The sequence below is a fragment of the Geobacter sp. SVR genome (assembly GCF_016865365.1).
Lineage (GTDB): Bacteria > Desulfobacterota > Desulfuromonadia > Geobacterales > Pseudopelobacteraceae > Pelotalea.
This window is the reverse complement of sequence record NZ_AP024469.1, coordinates 3,933,394-3,959,912: the sequence shown is the minus strand read 5'-3', so window position 1 is coordinate 3,959,912 and position 26,519 is coordinate 3,933,394. Positions and strand designations below refer to the sequence as shown.

Below are 26,519 nucleotides of genomic sequence, written 5' to 3'. Positions count from 1 at the left end.
TTCGCAACATTTTTACATGCGGTGTTGTTGACACCCCCGGCAGCGGCTTTGATCCCAGCAGGGGAAGCTTCTTTCAGCTGTCGGTCTTCGGCAATCGCGAGAATGTAATTGAGGCAGTGGAGAGGATAAAGAATAAATTTGCAGGTAGATGGAATGGATAAGGGCGCCCGCTACGGCGCCCTTATTCGTTATTTGATGTTTAGGGGGGGCTCATGTACAGCCTGATTTCGTTCGCCACTCAGTGGGGCAGCAAGTATGGAGGGATAAATAGCTTCAATACTGATTTTCTTAATGCCTTCGGAGTTGCTTATTCTCGAAGGGTTCAAGTTGTTTGCATAGTTATGAGTGCTACAGATGAAGAGATGGCTGAAGCATGGAAATGTAAAGTGAAACTAGTTCCCTTACCTTACAAGGCTGCAAGTAACGAGTTAGGTGCTGAAGAGGCCACTATCGCTATTAATAGTTTGGAAAAAAATGGAATTACCTTTAAGGAAGAAAACACCATATGGCTCGGGCATGATCGAATAACCGGTGCGGCTGCAATAACAGCTGCTAAATCTACAGGAAGCCGTTCTGCCATTATCCATCACATGAGCTATAACCACTATGAAGCTTTTGCCGAAAATTCCCAGAGTGCCTACGAAAAAGTTCAAGTACAAAGGGCGTTGTTACGCCAGGCTGATGTGGTGCTGGCAGTGGGTCCTTTACTGCGAGATGCCGCCAGTGACCGCTTAGATACGGGAAAATCTGTTCACATGCTAATCCCTGGTTTGGCGGAAATTAAAGTCCGTCAGGCTCCAAAGTTTTTTACTGCATTTATGAGTGGTCGCCTAAGTCATGATTCCGCACGCATTAAACAAGGACATCTTAGTATTGCAGCATTTGCACAAGCCCATAATGAAGCTCGAAACAACAGTATGCCGGAGGCCTTGTGCAATGAGCCGAAACTAGTATTACGTGGTGTCGATTTCGAATCTGAGCGAAAAGCAGCACCTGAATCAAACGTTGAAACTGAGTTGCGAAAGTTTGCTGAAGAGTATGCAAAATGTGTGATCAATTTGCACGCGCTTCCGTTCACCCAAGACAGGGAAACACTGTATGAAGATTTGAGTGCCGCAAGCGTTGCTCTAATGCCTTCCTGGCATGAAGGGTTTGGATTAGTGGCATGGGAGGCGATTGCTGCAGGGGTTCCATTGATAATCAGCAAGAAAAGTGGCGTATATCAATTATTGAAAGAAGAACATCCTGCAGGACCTGGTTGCGTTTATCCAATTGACGTACGTGGTTCTGTTGAAGAACCATTTTTTCATCAGAATGACGTGTGCGATGTCGTTGAAGCTCTGAAAGATATTGCAAAAAATCCAAGTGATGCTCGTCGTAAGGCAGGTGCGTTGCGTAATATGCTTGGAGTCTATTCCTGGACATCCTGTGTCGGGCAAGCAACGAAGGCTTTTGATTGGCCTTTGCATCAAGGCAGCATCCACAAAGCTGTACCCCCTTGCATCCCTCTTACTCCGGAGCTTGATTCACATGAGAAAGCATATTCTCCTTCTGTTACGCCCTTGCACATCCCATCAAAACAGTGGAAGCTCGGCATTGGTTTGACGGATAGCATGTTATTACGCGCCGAAGAGGAGGTCGTGTGTTTTGATCCGGCCCGTCAACCGGAGGTCGACCTACTGAATGCATGGCTCGACACCCCCGAATGGGCGCAAGCGATAAGGCTTATCGCAGCCCCTGGAGGTGCAGGTAAAACGAGGCTGGCACTAGAACTTTGCCGGCAACGTCTCTCTGTAGGCTGGGTGGCGGGATTTCTTGATACCACTTTAGACATCCCCTCGATATGGCAGACTCTTAAAAACTGTCACAAGTCACTCCTAATAGTCATTGATTATGCTGAAACTCGCCAAACAGCCTTGCTCGCTCTCATTAGAGCCATGCTCAAGGCACCTAATGATCATTCTGTTCGACTACTTTTACTTGCAAGGGCTGGTGGTGAATGGTGGGATAATCTTCCGAGCAAGGATTCAGTTTGTGAAAACCTGCTGAGCAGCTATGCAACAAGTCTTTTTAACCTCCCTGCGCTACACTCTGATATGCAAGGTCGTAAACACGCCTATCAGCGGGCGTTGCAGAGCTTTGCTGAAGCACTCAATGTCACTGCTCCGGATATATCACCAGATCTATCGTTCGATTATTTTGAGCGGCCACTCTACGTTCAAATGGCTGCTTTACTGGCGCTCCATGGAGAGCGACCGATCACTGCTGAGGGTCTGACTAGGGCACTGTTGCATCATGAACGACGTTACTGGCGGGGGTTGTTCAACACTTTTGGTTGGGCTGAGCCAGAGAGTCTTGCCCAGCAGTTGCTGGCTCTTGCAACTCTGGCCGGCGGCTTCGCGACCCCTAAAGAAGCCGGCAGCTATTGGTCTGCGGCAGGGCTGAGCGTACTCAGCGGCTCTGACTTCAATACTTTATTTAGCACATTGGCTCCGCTTTATCCCGGTAAACAGGGATTACAGGCCTTTCGGCCAGATATACTCGGTGAAGCGCTGGTTGCCCAAACCCTGCTGCAGCCCGAATGCGGGAACTTATTGAATGCGGTGCTTGCCAGAACTGCAAGCCAAACCATTCGTCGTCATGCATTGACCGTTTTGGCTCGTTTATCAGGCAGTCGTATCGAACTATATGAAACGCTCATTACTGTTTTGACGAGTCATTATGCCGATTGTTGTCAAGACCTTGTTGCAGTAGCTGTCGAAACGCCAAGTGACTTGCCGATACTTGCTGAGGTGGCATATCTTCGGTTGGCACCCGCAGCAAGAAGTCAGGTTACTGGAATGCTTACGTCAGTTGTTGCACGGGAATCGGTGCAACTTGCCGGATTGAGTTGCGTCATGGCTGAATTTATGGCGGAAAAAGCCAGACAAAAATTGGAGAAGAAACCAAATCATCTTGCTTTCTTGGCTGAGTACTCCAGTGCCTTAGGAAATTATTCTTTATCCTTGTCAATTGCGGGACGAAATGAAAGCGCGTTAGCTCACTCCTTGCGGGCACTTAAGTTGTTTGAACAGTTGTTCACCAGCGACAAAAAAAAATACGAAGCTGGCTATGCGAAGTCGCTCAGCAATCATGCATCTGACTTGAGCGATGCTGGCAAGAACGAAGAGGCTCTTGAGTATGCGCAACAGGCCTTGGCAATTCGCCAGCGTCTGGCACAGAAAAATCCTGATCGTTATGAGCCCGATCTTGCCACGTCGTTTAACAACTATGCGGCTCACTTGAGCAATGCCGGCAAGAACGAAGAGGCCCTCGAGTATGCGCAACAGGCCTTGACAATCTACCAACGGCTGGCGCAGAAAAATCCTGATCGTTACGAGCCCGATCTCGCCTCGTCGCTTAACAACTATGCGACACACTTGAGCGATGCCGGCAAGAACGAAGAGGCCCTTGAGTATGCGCAACAGTCTTTGACAATCCGCCAGCATCTGGCGCAGAAAAATCCTGATCGTTATGAGCCCGATCTCGCCTCGTCGCTTAACAACTATGCGACACACTTGAGCGATGCCGGCAAGAACGCAGAGGCCCTTGAATATGCGCAACAGTCTTTGACAATCCGCCAGCGTCTAGCGCAGAAGAATCCTGATCGCTATGATCCTGATTTGGCGATGTCGCTTAACAACTATGCGGCTGACTTGGGCAATGCCGGCAAGAGCGAGGAGGGTCTTGTGTGTGTGCAACAGGCTTTGGCAATTAACCAGCGTCTAGCGCAGAAGAATCCAGATCGTTACGATCCTGATTTGGCGACGTCGCTTAATAACTATACAGCTCACTTGGGCGATGCCGGTAAGAGCGAAGAGGCTATTGTGTATGCGCAACAGGCCTTGGCAATTAACCAGCGCCTGGCGCAGAAGAATCCTGATCGCTATGATCCTGATTTGGCGATGTCGCTTAACAGATATGCGACTCACTTGAGCGATGCCGGCAAGGACGAGGAGGCCCTTTTGTATGTACGGCAGGCCTTGGCAATTCGCCAGCGTCTGGCTGAGAAGAGCCTGAAGCGTTTTGCAGACGACTTGTATTGCACCGTCTGTTATGAAAGCTTCCTCAGCTGGCTATCAAATTACCCTGGAAAAATCATCGAACTGACACAGTTATTATTATCGGTCCCTTCTCATCGCCGTCTACTGTTGGAGCTTTATGCTGCATTTGTATATGGGTGCTGGTCAGAAGATCAGGAATCGCGCTCAGAAGCCTTTGCAAAAGTCATTTCCAACTGGAGCAACTTAACGACGGTAGCGAAAAAAGAAGCAGAATCCTACTGGCTTTGTACCGTCGCATGGTGCGATAGATTCTTTCCTGACATGATTGAAAGCTTGGATTGGCAGTCTGTTTGGGGGGATTATGTCCTCCAACGGAAAGGGCATGTTCCGGCATGGCTCAATAATGTATCCCGTCGCCTCAATTTTTCGTGGCCGAAGGTGATGTCCCAATAGGCCTTCGCGTAATAGCCGCAGGTTACCCGCATCATACCACCCACAAATTAGGCCTCGATCCTTGATGACACGGAGATGAAGAGTCTATACCCTGACATCCCGTGGAGGTGGAACACACTTTAAATGGAAGAATAATTAGGGACACTTCCCATATTTTGTCTATCCCACTATACATCCCACACTGCCCAGAATCGCCCGAATAATAGTAACCGGTTACCCGGTATCATATCACCCCGTGCGGCAGCAATCACGCTGAGGATTTTGTGATCGAAGGGGTGGTAAAGATGGCCTGAAGATGAGATGGAAAACGGCATATTGGTTAGCTCCGAGTCCCTTAGTTGTTCCAACGTCTCATCCGATTATCCTGTCAAAAATATTGCCGACGTGGAGATGATGGCTCTGCTACGGCCGTATCTCAACGATCGTGCCGCTGGGCGCAACTCGTGCTATTTCCTCTATCTCCTCGTCGCTCACGGCAATGCATCCTTTGGTCCAGTCTACTTCGGCGTGGGCATTACCGACCCACGAGAAACCGTTCTTGATGCCGTGGATCATGACATCCCCGCCTGGAGAGACCCCCAGTGCCCGTGCCCGCTTTCTGTCTTTCTCGTTCGGATAGGAAATGTGCAGCGACAGGTGATAGCCGCTGTCCTTATTTCTGGCATCGATGACGTAGATCCCCTCCGGAGTCTTATTATCCCCCTGCCGCTCCTTCGGGCCAACCGGGTTGCCCCCCAGGGCGATCCTGTAGGTTTTGAGTGCCTCGCCCTTGGCAAGCAACGTCAGCCGCCGCTCGTTCTTTTCTATCAAAATCCTGTCCACCGCTCCGCTCCGGGTGGCAACGACGAAAACCTTCTGCTTGAGGGCCTTGATATTTTCCTGCAGTGCCGCAATCTCTCCCTCCCTGCCGGCAAGCTCACGGCGGAGCGTGTCGATCTGTGCCTGCTGCGTGGCAATCGTCGCGTCCTTGAGCACGACATTGCTTAAGGTGAAGATCATCGTCTCGCTGTTCTGCCGGTAGGGGCTCTCAGGGTAGTCCCTGACGAGCTGCTGGAAACAGCCCAGGGCCTGCTGATAATCCTTCTGCCCATTCTTGGAAAAATCTCCGGGGTCAGGTCTTGAAATATAAGTATTTCATGCTATAGTCCCTGCATGGCTCGTCCTTTACGCATAGAATTCCCCGGTGCCGTCTATCACATAACCTCTCGTGGTAACGCACGTTCAGCCATCTTCGACGATGACGATGACCGTCAACTATTCCTGAGTGTCCTCGGCCAGGCAGTGAAACGCTTTAACTGGCTTTGTCACGCCTACAATGAGTCCGCGGGGTCAGGTCTTGAATGAGTCCGCGGGGTCAGGTCTTGAAATATAAGCATTTCACGCTATAATCCCCCCATGGCTCGCCCTTTACGCATAGAATTCCCCGGTGCCGTCTATCACGTAACTTCTCGCGGCAATGCGCGTTCAGCCATCTTCGAAGATGACGATGACCGTCACATATTCCTGAATGTCCTCGGCCAAGTGGTGAAGCGCTTCAATTGGCTTTGCCACGCCTACTGCCTCATGGATAATCACTACCACCTTCTCATTGAAACCCAGGATAGTAATCTCTCTGCCGGGATGCGCCATTTGAACGGCGTCTACACCCAGGCATACAATCGAAAGCACGGCAAGGATGGGCACGTTTTCAAGGGACGGTTCAAGTCGGTTCTGGTTGAGAAGGAGAGTCACCTTATTGAGCTCTGCCGTTATGTTGTGCTAAACACTGTGCGCGCAGGGATAGTCGAGCAACCTGAGCAATACCGATGGAGCAGTTATCTCCCTACCATCGGCAAAGCTGATGTACCGGCGTTTCTCTGTACAGATTGGCTCCTTGCCAATTTTTCCTCTTCGCTGTCGGAGTCTCGCCGCCTGTATCGTCGATTCGTGAAAGAGGGAATGGCGGCGAGCGTATCGCCATGGGCCAAGCTTGCAGGGCAGATAATCTTGGGGACCGAAGAGTTCATTCAAAACGCGAAGGAAATGATAGGCGGAAGAGAAACCATCAGGGAGATCCCACGACAGCAGCGCCATGTGGGTCGTCCCGCTGCCGCCGAGATTTTCTTACTGGAGGCTGTAGCTGATAAGCAGGAGCGTAACCGGTTGATCCGCCACGCCTATGGCACATACGGCTATACGCTGACGGAGATAGCGCAGGCACTCGGGGTTCACTACACGACGATCAGCAAGGTCATCAATTGTGGCAAAAAATGATATTTCAAGACCTGACCCCTCACTGGGACGTCTGACCCCTCACTGGGACGTCCGAACCAATCTATTCCAGCATTAAGGAGCCATCCATGCTTTTCGATTCCCTCGGCCTAAACTCCGAGCTTCTCAGCGCCGTAGCCTCCCGGGGCTATACCGAGCCGACTCCGATCCAGGCGTCAGCCATCCCCGCCATCCTGGAGGGCGCCGACATTCTCGGCGGCGCCCAGACCGGTACCGGCAAGACCGCTGCCTTCGCGCTCCCCATCGTCCAGATGCTGGGCGAACAGGAGATCACCCGGAAGCGCCGCATTCCCCGGGCGCTGGTGCTGGTCCCGACCCGGGAGTTGGCCGCACAGGTGAGCAACGAGATGAATGCCTATGCCCGGCGCCTGTCGCTGCGCTCCACCATGATCTACGGCGGCGTCACCATCCAGGCCCAGATCGAGCGGCTACACCGGGGTGTCGACATCGTGGTGGCGACGCCGGGTCGGCTCCTGGACCACGCTGAAAGGGGCACTGTCAACCTCTCCACCGTCCAGTTCCTCGTCCTCGACGAGGCTGACCGGATGCTGGACCTGGGGTTCATCGACGACATCATGCGGGTTTCGGAATACCTCCCGAAAAAGCGGCAGACGCTCCTCTTTTCGGCCACCTATTCCGCCAGCATCAAGCGGCTGGCCGACGACCTGCTCGACCGGCCCCGGCGGATAGAGGTAGAGCGCAAAAACATCGCCGCCGATCCGGTAACGCAGGCAGCGTACATGGTGGAAAAGAGCCGCAAACGGGAAATGATCTCCTTCCTGATCCGCCAAGGGGGCTGGAACCGCGTGCTGGTCTTTGTCCGGACCCGTTACGGCGCCGACAAGCTGACCGAGGAGCTCCTCTACGACGGGATCAAGACCGCTGCCATCCACAGCAATAAGAGCCAGTCGATCCGGAACCGTACCCTGTCCCAGTTCAGGGAGGGTGAGCTGCGGGTGCTGGTGGCAACTGATGTGGCAGCCCGGGGTTTGGACATCGAGCGGCTCCCCCACGTGGTGAACTACGATCTGCCCCAGGTCCCGGAGGATTACGTGCACCGGATCGGCCGCACCGGCCGCGCCGGGGAAAGCGGCGAGGCCATTTCCCTGGTGGCGCCCGAGGAAAAGGTTCTGCTGGCCGCTATTGAAAAGCTCCTCACCTATCCCATCCCCCGGCGGACCCTGGCGGAATTCCCCGAGGTGGCGCCGCGACGGAGCCTGAAAATCCGGGAGCAGAAGGCGGCCGCCGCCCCGGGGAAGAAGAAAACCAAGGGGAAGCAGCCCAAGCAGGCCGGGCAGCCACCGGCCGGTAGACCGCGCGGCGGGAAAAGACGGCCACGGGGCGCCCACCGGCAAAGACCGGCGGCCGGGGCCGCAGGTCGTAGGTAGAGGACAAGATTATCGACCGCCTCGGCGGGTGAGAGGCCGATTTCGCGGGACGCAAAAGGCGGCCAATCGGCCGCTTTGCCCCCGGCACCCATCACACAAACAGCTGTATATTGGTTAGTTCCGAGTCCCTCAGTTGTTCCAGCTTCTCATCCGATTGTCCCGTCAGAAATGGTGCCGACGTGGAGATGACGGCTCTGCTACGGCCGTATCTCAACGATCGTGCCGCTGGACGCAACTCGTGCTATTTCCTCTATCTCCTCGTTGCTCACGGCAATGCACCCTTTGGTCCAGTCCACTTCGGCGTGGGCATTACCGACCCATGAGAAACCGTTCTTGATGCCGTGGATCATGACATCCCCCCCGGGAGAGACTCCCAGTTCCCGTGCCCGCTTTCTGTCTTTCTCGTTCGGATAGGAAATGTGCAGCGACAGGTGATAGCCGCTGTCCTTATTTCTGGCATCGATGGTGTAGATCCCCTCCGGAGTCTTATTGTCCCCCTGCCGTTCCTTCGGGCCAACCGGGTTGCCCCCCAGGGCGATCCGGTAGGTTTTGACCGCCTCGCCCTTGGCAAGTAACGTCAGCCGCCGCTCGTTCTTTTCTATCAAAATCCTGTCCACCGCTCCGCTCCGGGTGGCGACGGCGAAAACCTTCTGCTTGAGGGCCTTGATATTTTCCTGCAGTGCCGCAATCTCTCCCTCCCTGCCGGCAAGCTCACGGTGGAGCGTGTCGATCTGTGCCTGCTGCGTGGCAATCGTCGCGTCCTTGAGCACGACATTGCTTATGGTGAAGATCAGCGCCTCGCTGTTCTGCCGGTAGGGGCTCTCAGGATAGTCCCTGACGAGCTGCTGGAAACAGTCCAGGGCCTGCTGATAATCCTTCTGACCATTCTTGGGATAGGCAAGGATGACCCCCTTTTCGAACAATACCCGGTCGCGCGCCGCGGGGAGCTTTTCACCTATCTGCTCATACTTTTCCAGGGAGGCGCTGTAATTCCCCTTGCTGAAGAGATCGTTCGCTTCGGTGAAGGGGGAGGTGTCGCGGAAATAGCTGCAGCCGTTGAGGAGCAGCAGCGTCAGTGCGCCACAGAAGAGGCGGGAAAGATGCCTGCCCGTTCTAGCAGGTTGTTGAAAAACAGCCATCTCGCCGCCGTCCTCGAAAGCCCCATTGTGCGGCGTAGCGCTGTTTATGCCCTGCGGGGTACTACGCCTCCGCAGGGCTCTCTGCGGGTGCGACGATCTGACTATTTTTGAACAACCTGAGTTTTTCAACAGTCTGCTAGTCATAGGTGCCCTCGGCTCTTCCACCCTGTGATGGTCTGCCGGCATGAAAGATTGCTTGTGCGAATGCCCGAACGGACTCAGGCGGCGAGCCGGGAAGCGGAACGGTTATGGGCCTTTCCGCTTCCCGGCCCGACTACCCGGACGTCGGCTACTTGCGCATCGATTTCAGGAAAGCGGAGTCAGCCCGCTGCATCTTTTCATTGGCGATCCGTTCCCGTTCCTGAGCGGCCTTTTCGGCCTGTTCGGCGCGGTTGGTGGCGTCATCCGCCTTCAACTTGGCCTCATCGGCTGCTGCCTTGGCAGCCTGCGCGTTCTGCAGTGCCTGCTCGACTTTTGTATCAAGCAGCTTTTGATCGGCTTCCACCTTTTCCATCTGCCTGGATGTGGCACAACCGGTCAGCATCGCTGAGAGAACAGCCACTATCGCTATAACGTTGGTACGTGTCTTCATCTGTCATTTCTCCTTTTTGGTATGGTTCACCCCGAAGGGCACGAAAAGCTTCTCGCGTCTTCCGTTACCTCCTTTCCATCGGCAGTCAGTGCTGCATCGCAATCTCCCTGGCGGGTTCGATCACCATGCCGTCCAGCTCCAGGTCTATTTTCAGCCTCCTGGCCGCTTCCCGGGCTTCACCGGCATCATTGAAGGGGCCGGCGACGACCCGGTAGCCGCCGCTCTTCGGCAGCACCCTGGCCGGGATCTGCGGACCCTGGTGGTTGATGATTGCGGCCAGCCTGCGGGCATCGATCTCCTCGCGCATTTCGGCGGCCAGGACATGCCACGCCCCCGGCTTCAATTCCGGCGATTCAGGGCTACCGTACAGTTTATCCGGATGCCCGACCTCCACGGGGCGTGTCGGCTCTACCGTCCTTCCCGGTTCCATGGCGAAGATGGGAACGGGAATCCCGCGGGCCTCGGCCTGGACCTGCTGCACCTTTTTCCAGTCGAGCGGGCGCCCGGATTTCTTCTCGAGTTTTCGCAGCTTCTCATTGACTTTTTCCTGCTCGATGGCGCCGGCACCCGGGTTCTCCAGGGGGGTGTGGGCTTCCAGATAGAGTACGCCGTCTCGCTGGCCGATCAGATAGGGCTGGTTGACGATCAGCACCGAGGTGTCTACCGGGGTGTCGTTGAAAAGCACCTTCACGTTTTCCGGATAGAGCCTCAGGCAGCCGTTGGACGCCTTGAGGCCTATGCTGGCCGGTTTGTTGGTGCCATGGATCAGATACCCCGCCTTACTCAGATAGAGCGCGTATTCCCCCAGTGGATTCAGGGGGCCTGGCGGAACCTTCGCGGGGAGGGGATCTCCCTTCTTGCGATGATCCTCGGCAATCGATGCGGGTACGTTCCAGGTGGGACGGGCCGTCTTGCGCGCCACACGCATGGAGCCCATGGGGGTGGGGCGCTCACGCGTCCCGATACCGATCGGATAGGTCGACACCGTCGGTGACGCGCCATCCCCTTTGAAGTGAAAGAGCCTCATGGTGGCCAGGTTGACCACGATCCCCTTTCTGGGAGCATTCGGAAGGATGAAGCTGAGCGGCAGTATGATCTGCTCTCCGGCTTCGGGAACCCACATGTCCACGCCGGGATTGGCGGCACTGAGCGCATTGATCCCCAGGCCGAAGTGCCGTGCGATATCCGGGAGGGTGTCCCCCGCTTCAAGCCGAAGAGATGCCGGTCGGCCGATGACATCATTTCCCTTGTCAGCCGGAAAATGATTCCGCTCTATCTCCGCCTCAGGATGGAGCGGGTCCTGCCAGACATTTTTCATCGCGGCGCATCCATTGAGGATCAGAATGGACAGGGACAGGGCCATGAGTCGAACCCCTGCGACGACAGGTGACGGGGTGTGTGTGCGGTGCATGTCTGGTGTAGTACCTTTCCTGACGTAGAAAATGAAAAAGCCGGGCCCGAATATCGCGTGATATTTCGGCAACCCGGCTGTCTCGGTGAGACCCTGTAGGCTTTCCGCCCCATCCTCGCGGATGGTTGAGTATTATCGTGTATCATCAGGTTGTGGTGCCGTTTCCCGTCACCGACGTGAACGGCATGCTGCAGCGCCCGTATGGGCATCCTTGCTGCTGAGCGAGTCTTCGGGCACAAAAAAGCCGGGCCCGAATATCGTCTGATATTTCGGCATCCCGGCTGTCTCAGTGAGACCCTGTAGGCTTTCCGCCCCATCCTCGCGGATGGTTGAGTATTATCGTCTATCGATCAGTATGTCCCGGCATCCTTAGCATTTCCACGGATCGTTGTCAATGCTTTACCCCTGTCAGGATTGGATGATCTCAAACCAGGCACCCGTCAGACTGATATCTCCTCTCTGTCCCAGTTTCCGGCCCCTACTTATCCGTTCTTCCCAGCTCGGCGAGCAAGGCCTTGTGGAACATTGACGGATCTTCAATCTGCGGCGCATGTCCAAAACCGGGAAATTCAACCAAGCGGCCGTGCGGAATGGTTTTGATGACTTCCTTGCCCAGCAGCTTATAGCGGCCGATCCTTGCCTTCACCTCCGGGGGAGCGATGTCACTGCCGATTGCGGTGGTATCGGCATCGCCGAGCATCAGGACGGTGGGCACTTTCAACAGCGGGAATTCATACACGACCGGCTGGGTATAAATCATGTCGTAGATGAGCGCCGAATTCCAGGCAACCAGTTTGTGCCCCGGCCCCCGGTTGAGACCTGCCAGCATGTCGACCCAGCGCTCGTATTCCGCTTTCCAGCGTCCCTGATAATAAACGGACTTCTCGTATTGGCGCACCCCGTCAGCCGAAAGCTTCAACTCCCGCTCATACCATTGGTCCACGGTCCTGCCTGGCACGCCCAGTGCTTTCCAGTCTTCCAGCCCGATGGGGTTGACCATGACCAGCTTTTCCACGGCTTCCGGATACATCAGGGCAAAACGGGTCCCAATCATGCCGCCGGTCGAGTGCCCGATGAGTATGGCGCGAGATACGCCCACCCGCTTCAACAATGCCATGGTGTTGGCAGCAAGCTGCTGGAAGCTGTATTGGTAATGCTCGGGCTTGGTCGAGGTACAGAAGCCGATCTGGTCGGGAACGACTACCCGATATCCTGCGCCGGACAGCGCCGAAATCGTAGCTTCCCAGGTGGCGCCGCAAAAATTCTTTCCATGCATCAACACCACGGTGTGCCCATTGGGCTTTCCCGCAGGTTGTACATCCATGTATCCCATCTGAAGATCCTGCCCCTGCGATGGAAACCGGAAACGCTGTACTGCGTAAGGATAGGGAAACCCCTCGAGTTCAACCCCATAGCCGGAGGCAGCGTTTTCTGCGCGGGCAGTGCCGGAAGCGGCGAGTGACAGAACCGCCAGGAATAGATAGATCAAATACCGCATCGATAACTCCTTCATATGGTAAATGGCCGGGAAATCCGAAATTTCCGACTTCTGGAACGGTTTCCGCTATCGTGACAGCAGGTGTATCACCGCTTCCGCCGTCGAGGCGCTGGAGGCCGGGTTCTGGCCGGTGACCAGCTTCCCATCGACTTCCACATGGGACGCCCATTTTCCCCCCACCACAAACTTCGCGCCCGCTTCCCGCAGTTTCGTTTCCAGCAGGAACGGCATCTCTTTGTCAAGAGCGACGGCTCTTTCCTCATCGTCGGTAAAGGCGGTCATGCTTTTGCCGGCCACCAAAGGTTTGCCGTCCTTGCCTGTTGCCCCTACCAGCCCGGCCGGGCCGTGGCAGACGGCGGCAATCACCTTGTCCCCCGCACTGAACTGCTGTAGGAGCTCCTTGAGGTGCCGGTTGCCGGGGAGGTCGAACATGGTGCCGTGTCCGCCGGGCAGAAAGATGGCGGCGAATGGATCGGATTTCACCCGGTCAAGCGGGATCGTTCCCTGCAGCACCTGAACAGCATCCTCCCACTGTTTCACCTTGGCTGCATCGTCCTGGCTGCGGGGATCGACCGGAGCCGCTCCCCCTTTGATGCTGGCAACCGTCACGTCATAGCCTGCGCCCTTGAATTTCAGATAAGGGACGGCAAACTCCTCCAGCCAGAGGCCGGTCGGCTTTCCCGGCCGGATCGTGTCAGCGCTTGTGACAACCATCAGAATCCGTTCTGATTCGGCCCGGACGGGGCCTGGGAACATCGTCGCTCCCAGGAGGATAAATCCCATCAATACTATGAATCTTACCATCGCTTCCTCCCTGTATCGTCTAGCAGGTTGTTGAAAAACAGCCAGCTCGCCGCCGTCCTCGAAAGCCCCCTTGTGCGGGGGCGACGATCTGACTATTTTTGAACAACCTGAGTTTTTCAACAGTCTGCTAGTGGATAAAGCTGAAGAAGGTTTTGGCCTCGCGTTCCGGCGGGGCGACGGCCCCCTTGCCATGCTCCACCAGTTTCATCAGCCAGGCCATGTTTTTGCCCAGCACCCGCATGATTTGTACCCCCTCCAGGTCCTGGACCACTTCTCCCGGCGTTCTGCCATGGATCACGTTCCAATAGTTGGAGGTCGGCAGCAGCATCTCGGCATAATTCAGGAAGTTGTTCAACTGGTCGAAGGTCGGCACTCCACCGGAGCGCCGCACCGCAACCACCGCGGCGCCGACCTTGTGGCGGAGCATACTGTCATTGACGCCGGTGACGAAGAAGGCGCGATCCAGGAACGATTTCATGGTCCCGCCGATGGCGGAGTAGTGTACCGGGGTGCCGAGGATGATGCCGTCCGCCTGTTTCATCTTCTGAATCCACTCGTTGACCGGATCGCCGGGGAGTACGCACTGCTCGTTTTTGTTCTTGACGCACTGGTAGCAGGCAACGCAGCCTCTGACGGCCTTGTTGCCGACGTGGACGATCTCGGTTTCAATCCCCTCCTGCTCCAGTGCCGCAGTCACTATCTTCAGCGCATGCCACGTGTTGCCCTCCTTGTTGGGGCTGCCGTTAAATGCCACGACCTTCATAGAAATCTCCTTTACTGTGGGATAAAATGCATACTTTTCTTCGGCGAGCATTTGCGTTATCATTTCCCATAGGTAGTAATACGTCAATAACGTACTTTTTAAATACGTAGTTACTAAAAAGATACTTAGGGTAGGAGAGAATAGGAATGGGCAGCAAGCAGACAACTGACAATCGTTTGATCTACCGGGAGAAGGCGTACAAATGCGCCATCGACGTCACGCTGGCGGTGGTGGGGGGCAAGTGGAAGACCGCCATCCTCTGGCACCTGGCACCGGAGACGCTACGCTTTTCCGATCTGCAGAGGATCTTTCCCGACACGACCCGCAAGATGCTGACCCAACAGCTGCGGGAACTTGAGGCCGACGGCCTGGTGCACCGGGAGGTCTATCCCCAGGTACCCCCGAAGGTGGAATATTCGCTGACGGACAAAGGGCGGAGCATCTACCCGATCCTGGAGATGATGTGCGAATGGGGACGCCAGTACGCCGCCGGATGAGCCACTCCTGCGCAAGATTCGCCTTTAAAGGATATTTTGAGACCTTAAAGGGATATTGATATATCAGGCGGCCAATCGGCCGCCTTTGCAGTTTTAAAGCTAAAAATTAGGACAGTCATGACAAGCCCACCGGCAGCACCTCATCTTGTACCAGCAAATCTATCTCAAACCCAGCACCCGTCAGACAAACAGCGGCACGCTCGATCCCAGGCCATGGGCGACGCTGGTAAAGGCGTCCCGGTTTTCCAGCTTGTCCTGGCCGAACCGTTCGGCAAACAGCATCCGGATATGCGGGATCCGTGAGGTTCCTCCGGTCAGGAAAACCGTATCGATCTGTGTCGGAAGCAAGCCGGACCGCGTGATGACGTCATCGATGCAGTCGGCTATCTGCTGGAAATTATCCGCGTTGAGCGTCTCAAACTCTACCTTGCCGATCCGCTCGCTGACGCGCAGATCCCGCTCCACAAAACTGATCAGGGAATGATCCCGTTCGGACAGTTCACACTTGGCTTTTTCAATAGCCTGAAACAGGAAAAAACCATAATTGTCGGAGATGATGTTCTCCAGATTCTCGATGGCCTGGCGGCTATCGGTCGTTTCCTTGATCAGCCGGATATGTTCACGGGTCTTGCGTGCCCGCAACATCGGGATGCGATGCCACTGGCAGAGGGTGTAAATGATGCTCCTGGGGACATTGACCCACTCATCCTTGCCCATGGCTTTATAGCGGGCATGACGCCCGAAATGGCAGGCTACCTTGTCCCACATGACCTGCGAATCGAACTTGTCCCCCGCCACATAGACGCCGCCCAGTGAGAGCACGTCACTGCGCCGGTTGGAGCGGGAAAAATCACCGCCTTTGACGCGGATCACCGAGAAGTCGGAGGTACCGCCGCCGAAATCACCGATGAAGACGATCCGCTCCTGTCCGGCCTCCAATGAATCTTCATACGCCATCGCCGCCGCCACCGGTTCATACTGGAACCAGATATTCTTGAAACCGGCCTTGCGGGCAGCCTTTTCCAAGCGCTGTTCAGCAACTGCGTCCTTGTCGGGATCTGTCGAAAAGACCACCGGCCGCCCCAGGACAACACTGTCCACTGGGCATCCCACATGTTCCTCTCCCCGTGCCTTGATCTTCCTGAGGATGATTGCCACCAGATCGTCAATGCCATAGCGCTTGCCGAAAATCTCGGTGCTGTCGAAACTGGTGTTCGGCAGGAATGTTTTGATGGACTGCATGAACCGTCCGTCCGCCCCGTCGCTTACATACTGGCGAATGGCCTCCTGCCCGGCAAAGATCTCGTTATCCTCGTTGAAAAAGAGTACGGAACGCATCAGTTCCCCGGCACGGTCACTGCCGTCAACGGTAAGCATCTCAACCGTACCGTTTCTGAATACTGAAAGAGCCGAATTGGTGGTGCCAAAATCAATACCGAATACTATCTGCACGTGCAAATTCCTCATTCCTTTTTACTAGTTATATCGTGGTTTTTGAGCCGGTCGGGGGCTGAAACAGATTCAGAGATTAGAAAGGGATTGCTTACATAAAGCATCATGGCTTCCATAAAAAGAGGCCAAGGGGCACATCATCCCCTCGGCCTCTTTTTATGGCTGACGATTCTTCTGAGTATCTTATAGCACTCAGGTTGTTCAAAAATAGTCAGATCGTCGTACCCGCAGAAAGCCCTGCGGAGGCGTAGTACCCAGGGGCATAAACAGCGCTACGCCGCACAATGGGGCTTTTGAGGACGACGACGAGATGGCTGTTTTTCAACAACCTGCTGATTACAGTTTCACATCCAGCTCGTTCTGTGTCAGCTGCTCGCGCACCTGCTTCTTCCTGATCTGCACCAGCTCGCCACTGCGGGTCTTCATGACCGCTCCCGGCTTGCGGTGCGAGTTGTAGTTTTCCGGCGACATGCTCTCGGAATAGGCACCTGTGCCGCCGATGACGACATAGTCGCCGATTTCCGGCTCGGCGATCAGCAGCGGCACGATGTTGCCCTCTTTGTCGAGACGCACCGAGTCGCCGCTTTCGCAGCAGCGCCCCACGATCCCGAACGGCTTCAGTCCTTCAGCCGGCGTCTGGTCATACTCGCTGGAGAGCAGCGTGCCGTCCTGGCGTACGATGGCGATGGGATGCTCGGAACCGTACAGCAGCGGGCGGGTCAAGAGCTCCATGCCGCCATCGACGATCAGGAAGTTCATCTCGTTGGTCAGTTTCTTGTCGATGATCCTGGTGACAATATGGCCCGAGTTGGCCACCACAAAGGTGCCCGGCTCGATCTCCATCTGCAGTTCGCGTCCGGTGGCCGCCTTGAATTCCTGGATGCGCTGCATGGCATAGGCGCCCAGCGACGCGATGTCGGCCTGTTTCTCGCCCGGCATCCTTGCTACCTTGAGACCGCCGCCGAAGCTCACGGTAGTGGCATCCGGGAAATAGTCGCGCACAAAGCCCAGTTCGCGGTCGATGTTCTCGCGCCATTTTTCCGGGTCCCCTCCGGAACCGATATGGACATGTACCTGGGTAAAGCGTAGCCCCAGTTCGTCAGCCCGGGCCTTCACCGTGGGGACATCGTTCAGGTGCACGCCGAAGCAGGAATATTCGCTGCCGGTATCGCGGGTGGTGCTTTCGCCGCCGCCGGCTGCTCCCGGATGGACCCTGATGGACAGGTCGATCTTGTTGCTTGTGGCGAAGTCGGCGATCAGCTGAAACTGCGTCATGGAGCAGACATTATACTTCAGCCCGGCCCGGATCATCTCTTCCAGCTCTGCGCGCTCCTCACCGGAAGGCACCTCCTGGGTGGTCAGCATCATCCGGCTGTAGGGAACCCCGGCCGCATGGGCACGGGCCGCTTCATCCATGGAGGAGCAATCCAGGTCCAGCCCCTTGTTGGTAACGACACGCAGCACGGTGCGGTCCGAGTTTGCCTTCATGGCGTAGCGCACATGCAGACCGTACGCATTCGGCATGCCCAGCAGCTGCTCACAGCTGTTTTCGATGTATTCCTGATCATGCAGATAGACCGGTGTTCCCCACTGCCGCGCTATCTGCGGGATGAGCGTTGCCTCCAGTTTGGTCGGACCAAAGTGTTTCATTGTCATGCTTTCAACCCCATGAATGTGATATCGCTTGCCCCAATCCCTTCGGGCGGCGTGAAAAGATGAATATCCCTTGTAGCATTTTCGGTCAGCGCAGCGCAACATCTGTTTGAAAGTAAGGGGTTATGGAGCGGTCCGCGTGGCTTTGAAACGGGTGCCGATCAGCCGTCGTGCCTGCGGCCGGCACTTCATGTGTCGCGTCACATGCTGCGGCACCCGAGCCAAAGGCGGCCGGACGAATTCCGCCTTTGAGGAGTTAATTTCGAATCATATTTTGAGTGATTACGAACACCGATATTTCTCCTGGATTCTGCCATTTTATCCAGTATCATTCATCCAGGAGATGTCCCTGAAAACCGGATTGTCATCTTCTCATAAAAATATGAAAAAGGCAGCGGACATGAAAGCATCTGAATTGGCGGCGAGAATTCTGGCGGCAATTGACGAGTATGGGGATCTGAACGTTTTTTACGGCGATATGAAACCGGTGGAACGCGACCGGATAGAAGTTGTCATGACAAGCACTGAAGATCCCGAGGACTGGGAACAGTACGGTGACAAGTATCTGCACCTCGGCGATTTTTAGTGGATTGTGAAATAGCTTCGGTCGAGCCACCACCGAAGAAAAAAGGCCGGTTAGCATGAGCGTTCCGGCCATTTTCACGTCTGCTCTTTCCGATTTTCCGGGAAGCAGAGAGCAGCGGCTTGAAAAACAGGTCAGCCCATGTTCCGCGACACGAAGATCACCAGCATTCCCGCCAGCATGGCCAGCAGCGAATTGCGGGTGCGCAGCATGACCACCGCCGTTACTACCCCGGCCACAATTCCCCACATACCTTCCGACACCATTGAGGGCAGCACCAACGCGAACAGCATGGCCCCCGGAAGCGCATCCATCCCCTGACGGAACCGCCCGGTGCGGGGGAAGCGCGAGGCCAGCAGCAGCCCCCCCAGCCGCAACGCATAGGTTGCCAGCGCAGCCAGTCCCACCGCAGCCAGAACCTGCGAATCAATTGCCGGAAGCATGTTCAGCCCCCCCCATCGGTTTCCAGCGGCCCGAGCATCGCTGCCAGTGCACCCCCCAGCCCGCCGATGACGATGTACCATTTGCCCGGCAGATAACGATGTGCCAACAGAGCCAGCACCCCCGCCACCAGCCAGGGGACCGCATCTTTTTTGCCGTGCCACAGACCGACCGCAAGGGAGGTGAACACGGCAGTGAAGGCGAAGTCGAGCGCATATTTTTCCGGATGGGCGATCAAGCCGCCCCCCAGCAGGCCGGCCAGGGTGCCGCTGCTCCAGAACAGAAAAATCACGATGCCTCCGCCCAACAGAAACCAGATCGAGGCGGTGCCACGACGGCGCTCGGCCATGGTCATGGCCCAGTTCTCGTCTGCCACCAGGTGCATCAAAAGGGCCTTGCAGAACAGGCTGCGGCCGGCGAACAGCGGTGCCAGGGAGGCACCTATCAGCAGATAGCGCAGGTTGATGATCAGTACGGCACACGCCATCTCAACGACCGGCAGCCGGCCTGACCACATGTCGACCATGACGAACTGGGCCGAGCCGGCAAAAATGGCAGTGTTCATGAAGAGCATTTCCAGCCAGTTCAGCCCTTTCTGGGCCGCCAGCACCCCCAGTACGCTGCCGTAGGCCAGCACACTGGCGGCTATCGGCACATTGGCCCTGGCACCTCTGATGAAATCGGACTTCACGTGGTTTCTCCCTGTTCCCGGGAATATGCACAACGGGAAAAAGAAAATACCCCAGATTATCCGTCCGGTCAAAAGATCAGTCGCATCGCTGGCCCCGAGAAAGAACGGCTCTCGCATTTGCCCTCCCGCACATGCCGGTTAGACTTGTAGTCAAGACTGCCAATCGCGCGGAGGTCTGCCATGGAAACCCGCATCGACGAAATCGCCCCAGATCTCTACCGTCTGTCCACCTACATTGCCAAGATCGAACTCCAGTTCAACCAGTTCCTGGCCTTGGACGACGAACCGCTCCTTTTTCACACCGGCATGCGCGGCATGTTCCCGCAGGTTCACGCTGCCGTAGCACAGGTAATGGACCCATCCCGCTTGCGCTGGATCGGGTTCAGTCATTTCGAGGCCGACGAGTGCGGCAGCCTGAACGAATGGCTGGATGCGGCTCCCGGAGCGCAGCCGCTCTGCGGTACCATAGGGGCTTTAGTGAACATCAACGACTACATCGGCGGCCGGGCCCATGTCATGGCTGATGGCGAGATGCTCGCCACGGGCCGGCGCCGTTTCCGGTTCCTGGAGACTCCCCAGGTCCCCCATGCCTGGGATGCCTCGCTCCTGTTCGAGGAGACCGGTGCCGTCCTGTTCTGCTCGGACCTGTTCCTCCAGAACGGCGACCTGCCTTCCATGACAGACGACGATATCGTCGGGCCGGCCCAGCAGGCGCTTCTGAACTACGAGGCCGGTCCCCTTAACCATGCCTATCCCTATGCCTCGTGGACCAATGCCACCCTGAAGATGCTGGCCGGGCTCGGGCCGCAGACCCTGGCCGTCATGCACGGTTCCTCGTTTCGCGGCAACGGCGCCCGGGCGTTGGAGGAATTGGCGGCGATGTATGCCGCAACGCTGGGTAGCGGAAGAGATTGAAAGGGGGGGCAGGGCGGGAGTCGCGAAAGACCTGCTTCACCGGGCGGTCGCCGGCCGCCCTTTCCGTTTCCGCGCTTGAAATTTTCCGACGAACTGGGTCACAATGATGCTCATGGATATTTTAGCAACCATTGCGGAACGCAAAATTCGAGAGGCAATGGAGCGGGGCGAACTGGACAACCTGGCCGGCGCGGGCAAGCCGCTGGCCATGGACGAGGACCTGTCCGGGGTGCCGGCCGAATTGCGCATGGCCTACAAGATTCTCAAAAACGCCGGATTCGTGCCGCCTGAGGTGGAGCTGCGCAAGGAGATCGTCTCGCTGCGGGAGATGCTGGGGCAACTGGAGGACGACGAACAGCGCCGGACCCTGCGGCGGCAGCTTGATTTCAAGCTGTTGAAACTCAACATGATGCGCAAGCGTCCGCTGGATCTGGATGAGTTCCCCGAGTACCGCGACAGGATCGTCGAGAAATTGGAAGGCTAGATGGTCCCGGCACTTCTCAGAAAATATACCGGCTGGATCGGGCTGCTGGTGGGGGTAATGCTGGCATGCGGCTGCGCCACCACGGTACGCAACAAGAACGATCTGCATCGTCTGAACGACATCGGACCTCTGTCCAAGGATGCCCGGATCGGCCTGACCCCGTTCACCTCCTGTGGCGGCAGTTATCTGGACAAGCTCAATCCCGAATATCACGAACAGGACGCCAAGGCGATCTTCTACCGCACGTGCACCGAACTGGGTTACCCGCAGGCCTTTTCCAAAAGGCTGCATCAGCGGCTGGAAGAGCGTTTCGGCCGAAAACTCGTGGTGGTCAGGTCGGACAAAACATTCAAGCCGAAACAGGTACTGCAGCACGCGAGCAAGCTGGGGCTGGAGTATGTGATTGCCGGAGATCTGCTCTACATGGGAACACGGGAGGGTAAAACTGTTGTGTCGGCCGTCTTCTACCTGATCCAGGTGGCTGATTCGAACATTGTGGTCATGGGACGGGTCAACAAGAGTGGCCCCGTCGGGCAGTCCCAAAAGGTTATCGACGAAGTGGCCGACGAGCTGTTTGTCACGGCATTCGAAGGATGAACCAAGGGTGAAAACCCGGGGCCCCCGTGTCCGGCACAGCCACCCTGGCTATGTTATTGAATAATTGAGCTTCGGCATATATAATGAATCGCTGTGTATTCGAATGAATCGCTGTGTATTCGAGCAGCCATCCTCAACCTGCAGTTCAGGTCAACTACCATGAGCGAAGAAAACAAAACACCTGTCACCGAAGAAGAGAGCAGGTCCACCCGGGAACGGCAATCCGATCTGAAAGCCCTCCGCGAAGCACGGGGGTTGACGATCGAGGACATCTTCCTCAAGACGAGGATCAACACCGCCATTCTCCAGGCGATCGAGAACGGCGAATTCGATCTTCTGCCGGCGCCTTTTTATGCAAAACGGTTCATAGCACTCTATGCGGAAACCATCGGCATCGATGCAGGTCCCATCCAGGCCGGCTATCAGCGCTATCTGGACCGGCAACAGGCCGTTCCGGAAGAGGTCAAGCCGGTCACCGTGCCGGTCGTTCCCGACCACAAACCCTCCAGACGGTCTCTGGTCTACGCCATACCTGTTGCGGCGGTTATTGCCGCCGCTATTATCGCCTACGCCTTCCTGCATGAGCAGAACCCCACCGGGACAGCCCAACGCAAGGCCGCTGTCGATGCTCAGAAGGAGGCCACTCCCGTACCGGCGCCTGCCGTGAAAGAACAGCCCCCGCAGACGGTGAACAGTGTCCCCCCGACACCTGTTCCCCCGGCGCAGTCAACCCAGGCATCACCGACCCCTCCGACACCGCCGACCCAGGCCCCTCCGCCGACAGACATCCGAAAAGAGGCACCGCCGGCCCCTGGCAGCAATGCCCCGCTTACCCTGCTCGTCGAGGCAACGGAAGATACCTGGCTGAGCATCACCGAAGACCGCAAGCCCCCTTACCAGATCACCCTGAAGGCTGGACAGAAACTGAACCGTACCGCACGGGAGTTTTTTGTGGTCGACGTGGGGAATGCCGCCGGGATAAACGTCACGTTCCAGGGTACGCCGCTGGGAAAATTGGGCCGGAAAGGGCAGGTCGTGCATCTCCGCCTTCCGCAACAGTAATTCCGTCAGAAGGATAGATCGGCCACTCCGCTTCCCGTCTTCACGCTCTTCATCAAGGCACTGATGGAAACAGCGTGAGCCTCTCCGACATACTTGTCTGCACTACCTCGAGAAATGAGACTCCGATCAGATGCGGCTTCGGCCTGAATTTCACAGCGTCACCACCCGAATAATCGTTTTCGGCCTGTTCATTCTGTTCACCGGCTCCCTCGGCTGGACACTGCTGCTGAGCACGTACCTGCGCGACGACATCATCCGGATGAATTCGTCGCAGTTGCTGACGCTGGCCACCTATGTGGCGCAGGACGTTGACCGGAACATCACCGAACGCCGCGAATTGCTGAAGCGCATGGCGGCAACCCTTCCCCTGGAATATCTCAACGATCCGGCCCGCATGCAGTCGTGGCTGGCCGAGCGGTATCGGCTCCATCCCCTTTTTTCCCAGGGACTGGTCGTCATGGATCCGGCCGGCACTCCCCTTGCCGGCTACCCGGTTACAGTGGCCACTGCCGGCTCCCTTGCCGATCGTGATTATTTCCGCAAAGCCGTAACCGGCGAGTTTGCCATCGGCCGCCCCGTTGTCGGGCGGTTTTCGAAGGTGCCACTGCTCCCCATGGGCATGCCGATCCGCGACAGCAGCGGTACGGTGCGTGGCGTTCTGGCAGGGGCCAGTGCGCTCAATGCCCCCGATTTCCTGGCAGCGCTGCACAAGACCCGCGTCGGCAAGGAGGGGGGGCTGATCCTGGTTTCGCCGCAGGATAAGTTGTTCGTCGATGCCTCGCACCGGAACATCGCTCTCACGCCGACACCGCAGAAAGGCATCCATCGACAGCACGATCAGGCAATGGAGGGATTTCGCGGTGTCGGCATCGATGTCAATGCAGGAGGGATCGAAGAACTCTCAGCAGTCGTTTCGGTGCCGAGCAGCGGATGGTTTCTGGTCGCCCGGCTGCCTACGGAAGAGGTGTTCGCACCCATCAGTCGGCTGCAGCGCTTCATGGCCGGCAACACGGCCATTCTGACCGTCGTCTTTGTCATCGTGCTGGTGGCGGGCTTGCGCTACCTGCTCGGTCCTCTGAGAAAAGCTGCCCAGCACGCCGACCGGATGATCAGCGGCGAAATTCCCCTGGAGCCTCTGCCGGTGGAGCGCAGGGACGAGGTCGGCAACCTGACCGCAGCGTTCAACCGCGTCCTGACAAAGCTGCTGGAGAGTCGGGCCGAGATGGAACACCTCGCCCACCACGACAACCTGACCGGCCTGCCCAACCGGAACCTGCTGGCAGACCGTCTCACCGAGGCCTTGGCGCGATCCCGCCGCAATGGAACCGCGCTTACGGTTCTTTTTCTGGACCTGGACGGATTCAAGCTGATCAACGACAATCACGGGCACGATGTCGGGGATGAAGCCCTGCGGCAGGTGGCGGCCCGTCTCCGGGAGGTTGTACGCCGCAATGACACACTGGCGCGTTCGGGAGGAGACGAGTTTGTCATTCTGCTGACCGACCAGCAGGGTGAGGTGAAGAAAACAGCAGAATTGGTGGCGCGGAAATGCATAGCAGTGTTTGAGGCTCCCTTCGAGCTGGAGGGGGAGGCGTACATAATGGGCGTTTCCATCGGCATTGCCATGGGTGCCGGAGACAGCCAGCCGAACAAACTGTTGGTGGCGGCCGATCAGGCCATGTACCGTGCCAAGCAGGCCGGTTCCGGCAAGATCTGCTGGGCAGATGAACCGTGAAGGGGATCACCGGTTTTCTGCGACACAATCACGCTCCGGTTTCTTTCGACGACAATGACCGGCAGGCCAGTATGAAGGTAGTTTCCTGATATGACCCACAATACCCTTTTCAACTATCGCCCCATCGGCATCCTGGCTTCCCCCTATTCACGCCGCATTGATGCGCCTCACCAGAGCACCGTGGTGGCAGGAACGGAAAGCGGCGCTTTCGCCACAGCCACGCTGGAGCTGCAGGAGTGGCTGGACGAGCGGGTTATCCAGGATCTGAACGGCTTCGAACGGGTCTGGCTGATCTTCGCCTTTCACCTGAGCGAAGGATGGAGGAGCAGCGTCAAGCCCCCCCGTGGCGGACCCAAGCGGGGCGTCTTGGCCACCCGTTCCCCCCACCGTCCCAATTCGATCGGACTGTCGGCAGTGGAATTGGTAAAGATCGAAGGCAGGACGCTCCACCTGCGTGGTGTCGATCTCCTGGACGGCACCCCTGTTCTGGATATCAAGCCCTACGTACCCTACGCAGATGCCTTTCCGGACGCCAGGGCAGGGTGGATCGACGAACTGGATGCCGCGCTGGGGCGGCATTCTGCGCCGGGTCCCCGCAAGCCCCGGTAGATTGCTGATGAATACAAAAATAACAGGTAGCCGCGCACCCGGACGAAGGGGTGGGGTGACTGGCAACGCGAGTTTGACATCCCCGTCTTTCTTGCAATACTTGCTCGTATGGCGACCGCTAAGCGTTCTGGAAGTACAGAGGAAACACGTCTGCAAGGAAAGGGGGTGAGAGATTCGGAATTGTGAAAGAAACGGATAAAATGAGCCCCTTTTAAGAAAAAGGAGGTACCACATGTCGGGAAAGCTCTTACCGTTCATTGCCGCCATGGCCATATTCGGCCTATCACTCGCCCCCGGTTGCGGTGATAATAATCACAACAATTCCACCTCAAACTACCAGCAGACCAATCTTGTATTCTCGAACATTTCGGCTGGCTTCTCGAACATCTCGGGCGTTGGGACCAGAGATCCCCAACTCATCAACGCCTGGGGAATCGCCCATTCGCCAACAGGTCCTTGGTGGGTTAACGCCAACGGCAGCGGGGTGTCGAAGGTCTACAACAACCTGGGGCAACCCTTCCCCATCGGCGCACCGATCGTAGTCACCATTCCGCCGCCCGCAAGCGCTCCGGGGACGACATCCACCCCGACCGGCATAGTATTCAACAACTTTTCGGGCAGCTTCAACGTGACGACGGGTGTGCCGGCGACGTCTGCACGCTTCATCTTCGTGACCGAGGACGGCACCATCTCCGCCTGGCATTCGGGCACGTCAGCCACACTCATGGTGGACAATCATGGCGTTGCGGCAGGAACCGGTGCCGTTTACAAGGGCGCTGCGCTTGCCGCTAACGGAACCTCCAATCTCCTGTACGCCGCCAACTTCCGCGCCCAAAGGGTGGATGTCTTCGACTCCAACTTTGCACCGGTCACCTTATCGGGAGCACCTTTTACCGTCCCGTCCAGCGCCGGGCATCCGGCTGGTTATTCCCCCTTCAACATCGCTAACATAGGGGGCAAGCTGTATGTTACCTATGCGCTGTTGAACACCACCACTCTACTCGACGATGTATCAGGTCCGGGGCACGGCTTTGTAGAGGTTTTCAACCCCGACGGCACCTTCGTCATGAGCCTGCGTACCGGTTCGTGGCTGAACTCTCCCTGGGGCGTAGCGCAGGCGCCGGGTAATTTCGGCCAGTTCAGCAATACGATCCTTGTGGGGAACTTCGGCAGCGGCCAGATTGCCGCCTTCAATCCGACATCCGGCCAGTTCGAGGGGCTCCTCAACAGTGCCGCCAATACCCCCATCGTCATCGACGGCCTGTGGGGTATCGGGTTCGGCAACGGCGGAACTGCCGGGCCGACGAACACGCTGTTCTTCGCAGCGGGCCCCAATGACGAAAGCAATGGCCTGTTCGGAACTCTTACCGTCAAGTAGACATATAAAGAACCAGCGCAAGAAGGATTGTGAAAAAAAGAGGCAGCCTTGACAAGGGAC

The 26,519-nt window shown here is 56.7% G+C and carries 22 protein-coding genes, 1 pseudogene and 2 riboswitches; of the genes and pseudogenes, 12 read left to right on the top strand and 11 right to left on the bottom strand.

Going from position 1 to position 26,519, the window contains the following annotated elements; genetic code table 11:
• The first annotated feature begins 212 nt into the window (after positions 1-212).
• Positions 213-4,496, top strand: a complete 4,284-nt coding sequence (locus GSVR_RS18555) for a tetratricopeptide repeat protein (RefSeq protein WP_173195298.1) — start codon at positions 213-215, stop codon at positions 4,494-4,496.
• Positions 4,497-4,898: 402 nt separating this feature from the next.
• Here GSVR_RS18555 and GSVR_RS18550 read toward each other — a convergent pair.
• A pseudogene (locus GSVR_RS18550) lies at positions 4,899-5,591 on the bottom strand (L,D-transpeptidase family protein); the annotation flags it as partial.
• Positions 5,592-5,891: 300 nt separating this feature from the next.
• Between GSVR_RS18550 and GSVR_RS18545 the strand changes: the two are divergent.
• Both GSVR_RS18545 and GSVR_RS18540 read left to right on the top strand, forming a co-directional pair.
• Positions 5,892-6,749 carry a transposase gene (locus GSVR_RS18545; RefSeq protein ID WP_173195297.1) on the top strand — a complete coding sequence of 286 codons (858 nt, stop codon included), beginning with the start codon at positions 5,892-5,894 and terminating at the stop codon, positions 6,747-6,749.
• An 86-nt stretch (positions 6,750-6,835) separates the two neighbouring features.
• Positions 6,836-8,155 carry a DEAD/DEAH box helicase gene (locus GSVR_RS18540; protein ID WP_173195296.1) on the top strand — a complete coding sequence of 440 codons (1,320 nt, stop codon included), beginning with the start codon at positions 6,836-6,838 and terminating at the stop codon, positions 8,153-8,155.
• A 197-nt stretch (positions 8,156-8,352) separates the two neighbouring features.
• Here GSVR_RS18540 and GSVR_RS18535 read toward each other — a convergent pair whose 3' ends face one another.
• From GSVR_RS18535 to GSVR_RS18510, 6 genes are all read right to left on the bottom strand, one after another.
• Positions 8,353-9,294 carry a L,D-transpeptidase family protein gene (locus GSVR_RS18535; RefSeq protein ID WP_173195295.1) on the bottom strand — a complete coding sequence of 314 codons (942 nt, stop codon included), beginning with the start codon at positions 9,292-9,294 and terminating at the stop codon, positions 8,353-8,355.
• Between the two features lie 289 nt (positions 9,295-9,583).
• Complete coding sequence (locus GSVR_RS18530) at positions 9,584-9,886, bottom strand: Lpp/OprI family alanine-zipper lipoprotein (RefSeq protein ID WP_173195294.1); 303 nt, start codon at positions 9,884-9,886, stop codon at positions 9,584-9,586.
• A gap of 85 nt (positions 9,887-9,971) precedes the next feature.
• Positions 9,972-11,297, bottom strand: coding sequence for a L,D-transpeptidase family protein (locus GSVR_RS18525; RefSeq protein ID WP_173195293.1), 1,326 nt, complete (start codon positions 11,295-11,297; stop codon positions 9,972-9,974).
• A 64-nt stretch (positions 11,298-11,361) separates the two neighbouring features.
• Positions 11,362-11,438: riboswitch (cyclic di-GMP riboswitch) on the bottom strand.
• A gap of 127 nt (positions 11,439-11,565) precedes the next feature.
• Positions 11,566-11,642: riboswitch (cyclic di-GMP riboswitch) on the bottom strand.
• Positions 11,643-11,775: 133 nt separating this feature from the next.
• Positions 11,776-12,795, bottom strand: coding sequence for an alpha/beta fold hydrolase (locus GSVR_RS18520; RefSeq protein ID WP_173195292.1), 1,020 nt, complete (start codon positions 12,793-12,795; stop codon positions 11,776-11,778).
• 66 nt (positions 12,796-12,861) lie between these two features.
• A complete protein-coding gene (locus GSVR_RS18515; protein WP_173195886.1) occupies positions 12,862-13,551 on the bottom strand; it encodes a type 1 glutamine amidotransferase domain-containing protein in 690 nt (229 codons plus the stop codon).
• 175 nt (positions 13,552-13,726) lie between these two features.
• Positions 13,727-14,362: a flavodoxin family protein gene (locus tag GSVR_RS18510; RefSeq protein ID WP_173195291.1), complete on the bottom strand. Its 636-nt coding sequence runs from the start codon at positions 14,360-14,362 to the stop codon at positions 13,727-13,729.
• Positions 14,363-14,508: 146 nt separating this feature from the next.
• Between GSVR_RS18510 and GSVR_RS18505 the strand changes: the two genes are divergently transcribed.
• Positions 14,509-14,859 carry a helix-turn-helix domain-containing protein gene (locus GSVR_RS18505; protein WP_173195290.1) on the top strand — a complete coding sequence of 117 codons (351 nt, stop codon included), beginning with the start codon at positions 14,509-14,511 and terminating at the stop codon, positions 14,857-14,859.
• Positions 14,860-15,039: 180 nt separating this feature from the next.
• On the opposite strand, the gene GSVR_RS18500 is transcribed toward GSVR_RS18505, so the two are convergent.
• A complete protein-coding gene (locus tag GSVR_RS18500; RefSeq protein ID WP_173195289.1) occupies positions 15,040-16,311 on the bottom strand; it encodes an Hsp70 family protein in 1,272 nt (423 codons plus the stop codon).
• 336 nt (positions 16,312-16,647) lie between these two features.
• Positions 16,648-17,967, bottom strand: a complete 1,320-nt coding sequence (locus tag GSVR_RS18495) for a diaminopimelate decarboxylase (RefSeq protein ID WP_173195288.1) — start codon at positions 17,965-17,967, stop codon at positions 16,648-16,650.
• 136 nt (positions 17,968-18,103) lie between these two features.
• Between GSVR_RS18495 and GSVR_RS18490 the strand changes: the two genes are divergently transcribed.
• Entirely contained in the window at positions 18,104-18,550 is a 447-nt protein-coding gene (locus GSVR_RS18490) for a hypothetical protein (RefSeq protein ID WP_173195287.1), read from the top strand.
• Between the two features lie 131 nt (positions 18,551-18,681).
• Here GSVR_RS18490 and GSVR_RS18485 read toward each other — a convergent pair whose 3' ends face one another.
• Together GSVR_RS18485 and GSVR_RS18480 are read right to left on the bottom strand one after the other, a co-directional pair.
• A complete protein-coding gene (locus GSVR_RS18485) occupies positions 18,682-18,990 on the bottom strand; it encodes an AzlD family protein (RefSeq protein WP_173195286.1) in 309 nt (102 codons plus the stop codon).
• Positions 18,991-18,992: 2 nt separating this feature from the next.
• A complete protein-coding gene (locus tag GSVR_RS18480) occupies positions 18,993-19,679 on the bottom strand; it encodes an AzlC family ABC transporter permease (RefSeq protein WP_173195285.1) in 687 nt (228 codons plus the stop codon).
• 180 nt (positions 19,680-19,859) lie between these two features.
• On the opposite strand from GSVR_RS18480, the gene GSVR_RS18475 reads away from it, so the two are divergent.
• From GSVR_RS18475 to GSVR_RS18445, 7 genes are all read left to right on the top strand, one after another.
• Positions 19,860-20,594 (top strand): MBL fold metallo-hydrolase, encoded by a 735-nt coding sequence (locus GSVR_RS18475; RefSeq protein WP_173195284.1) that lies wholly within the window; start codon positions 19,860-19,862, stop codon positions 20,592-20,594.
• 112 nt (positions 20,595-20,706) lie between these two features.
• Positions 20,707-21,078, top strand: a complete 372-nt coding sequence (locus tag GSVR_RS18470; protein WP_173195283.1) for a DnaJ family domain-containing protein — start codon at positions 20,707-20,709, stop codon at positions 21,076-21,078.
• Complete coding sequence (locus GSVR_RS18465; protein ID WP_173195282.1) at positions 21,079-21,675, top strand: hypothetical protein; 597 nt, start codon at positions 21,079-21,081, stop codon at positions 21,673-21,675.
• A 159-nt stretch (positions 21,676-21,834) separates the two neighbouring features.
• Positions 21,835-22,737: a RodZ domain-containing protein gene (locus GSVR_RS18460; RefSeq protein ID WP_173195281.1), complete on the top strand. Its 903-nt coding sequence runs from the start codon at positions 21,835-21,837 to the stop codon at positions 22,735-22,737.
• Between the two features lie 130 nt (positions 22,738-22,867).
• Complete coding sequence (locus GSVR_RS18455) at positions 22,868-24,472, top strand: diguanylate cyclase domain-containing protein (protein WP_173195280.1); 1,605 nt, start codon at positions 22,868-22,870, stop codon at positions 24,470-24,472.
• Between the two features lie 90 nt (positions 24,473-24,562).
• Positions 24,563-25,081 carry a tRNA (N6-threonylcarbamoyladenosine(37)-N6)-methyltransferase TrmO gene (gene tsaA, locus GSVR_RS18450; RefSeq protein WP_173195279.1) on the top strand — a complete coding sequence of 173 codons (519 nt, stop codon included), beginning with the start codon at positions 24,563-24,565 and terminating at the stop codon, positions 25,079-25,081.
• Positions 25,082-25,313: 232 nt separating this feature from the next.
• Positions 25,314-26,459 (top strand): TIGR03118 family protein, encoded by a 1,146-nt coding sequence (locus tag GSVR_RS18445; RefSeq protein ID WP_173195278.1) that lies wholly within the window; start codon positions 25,314-25,316, stop codon positions 26,457-26,459.
• The last annotated feature ends 60 nt before the right edge of the window (positions 26,460-26,519 follow it).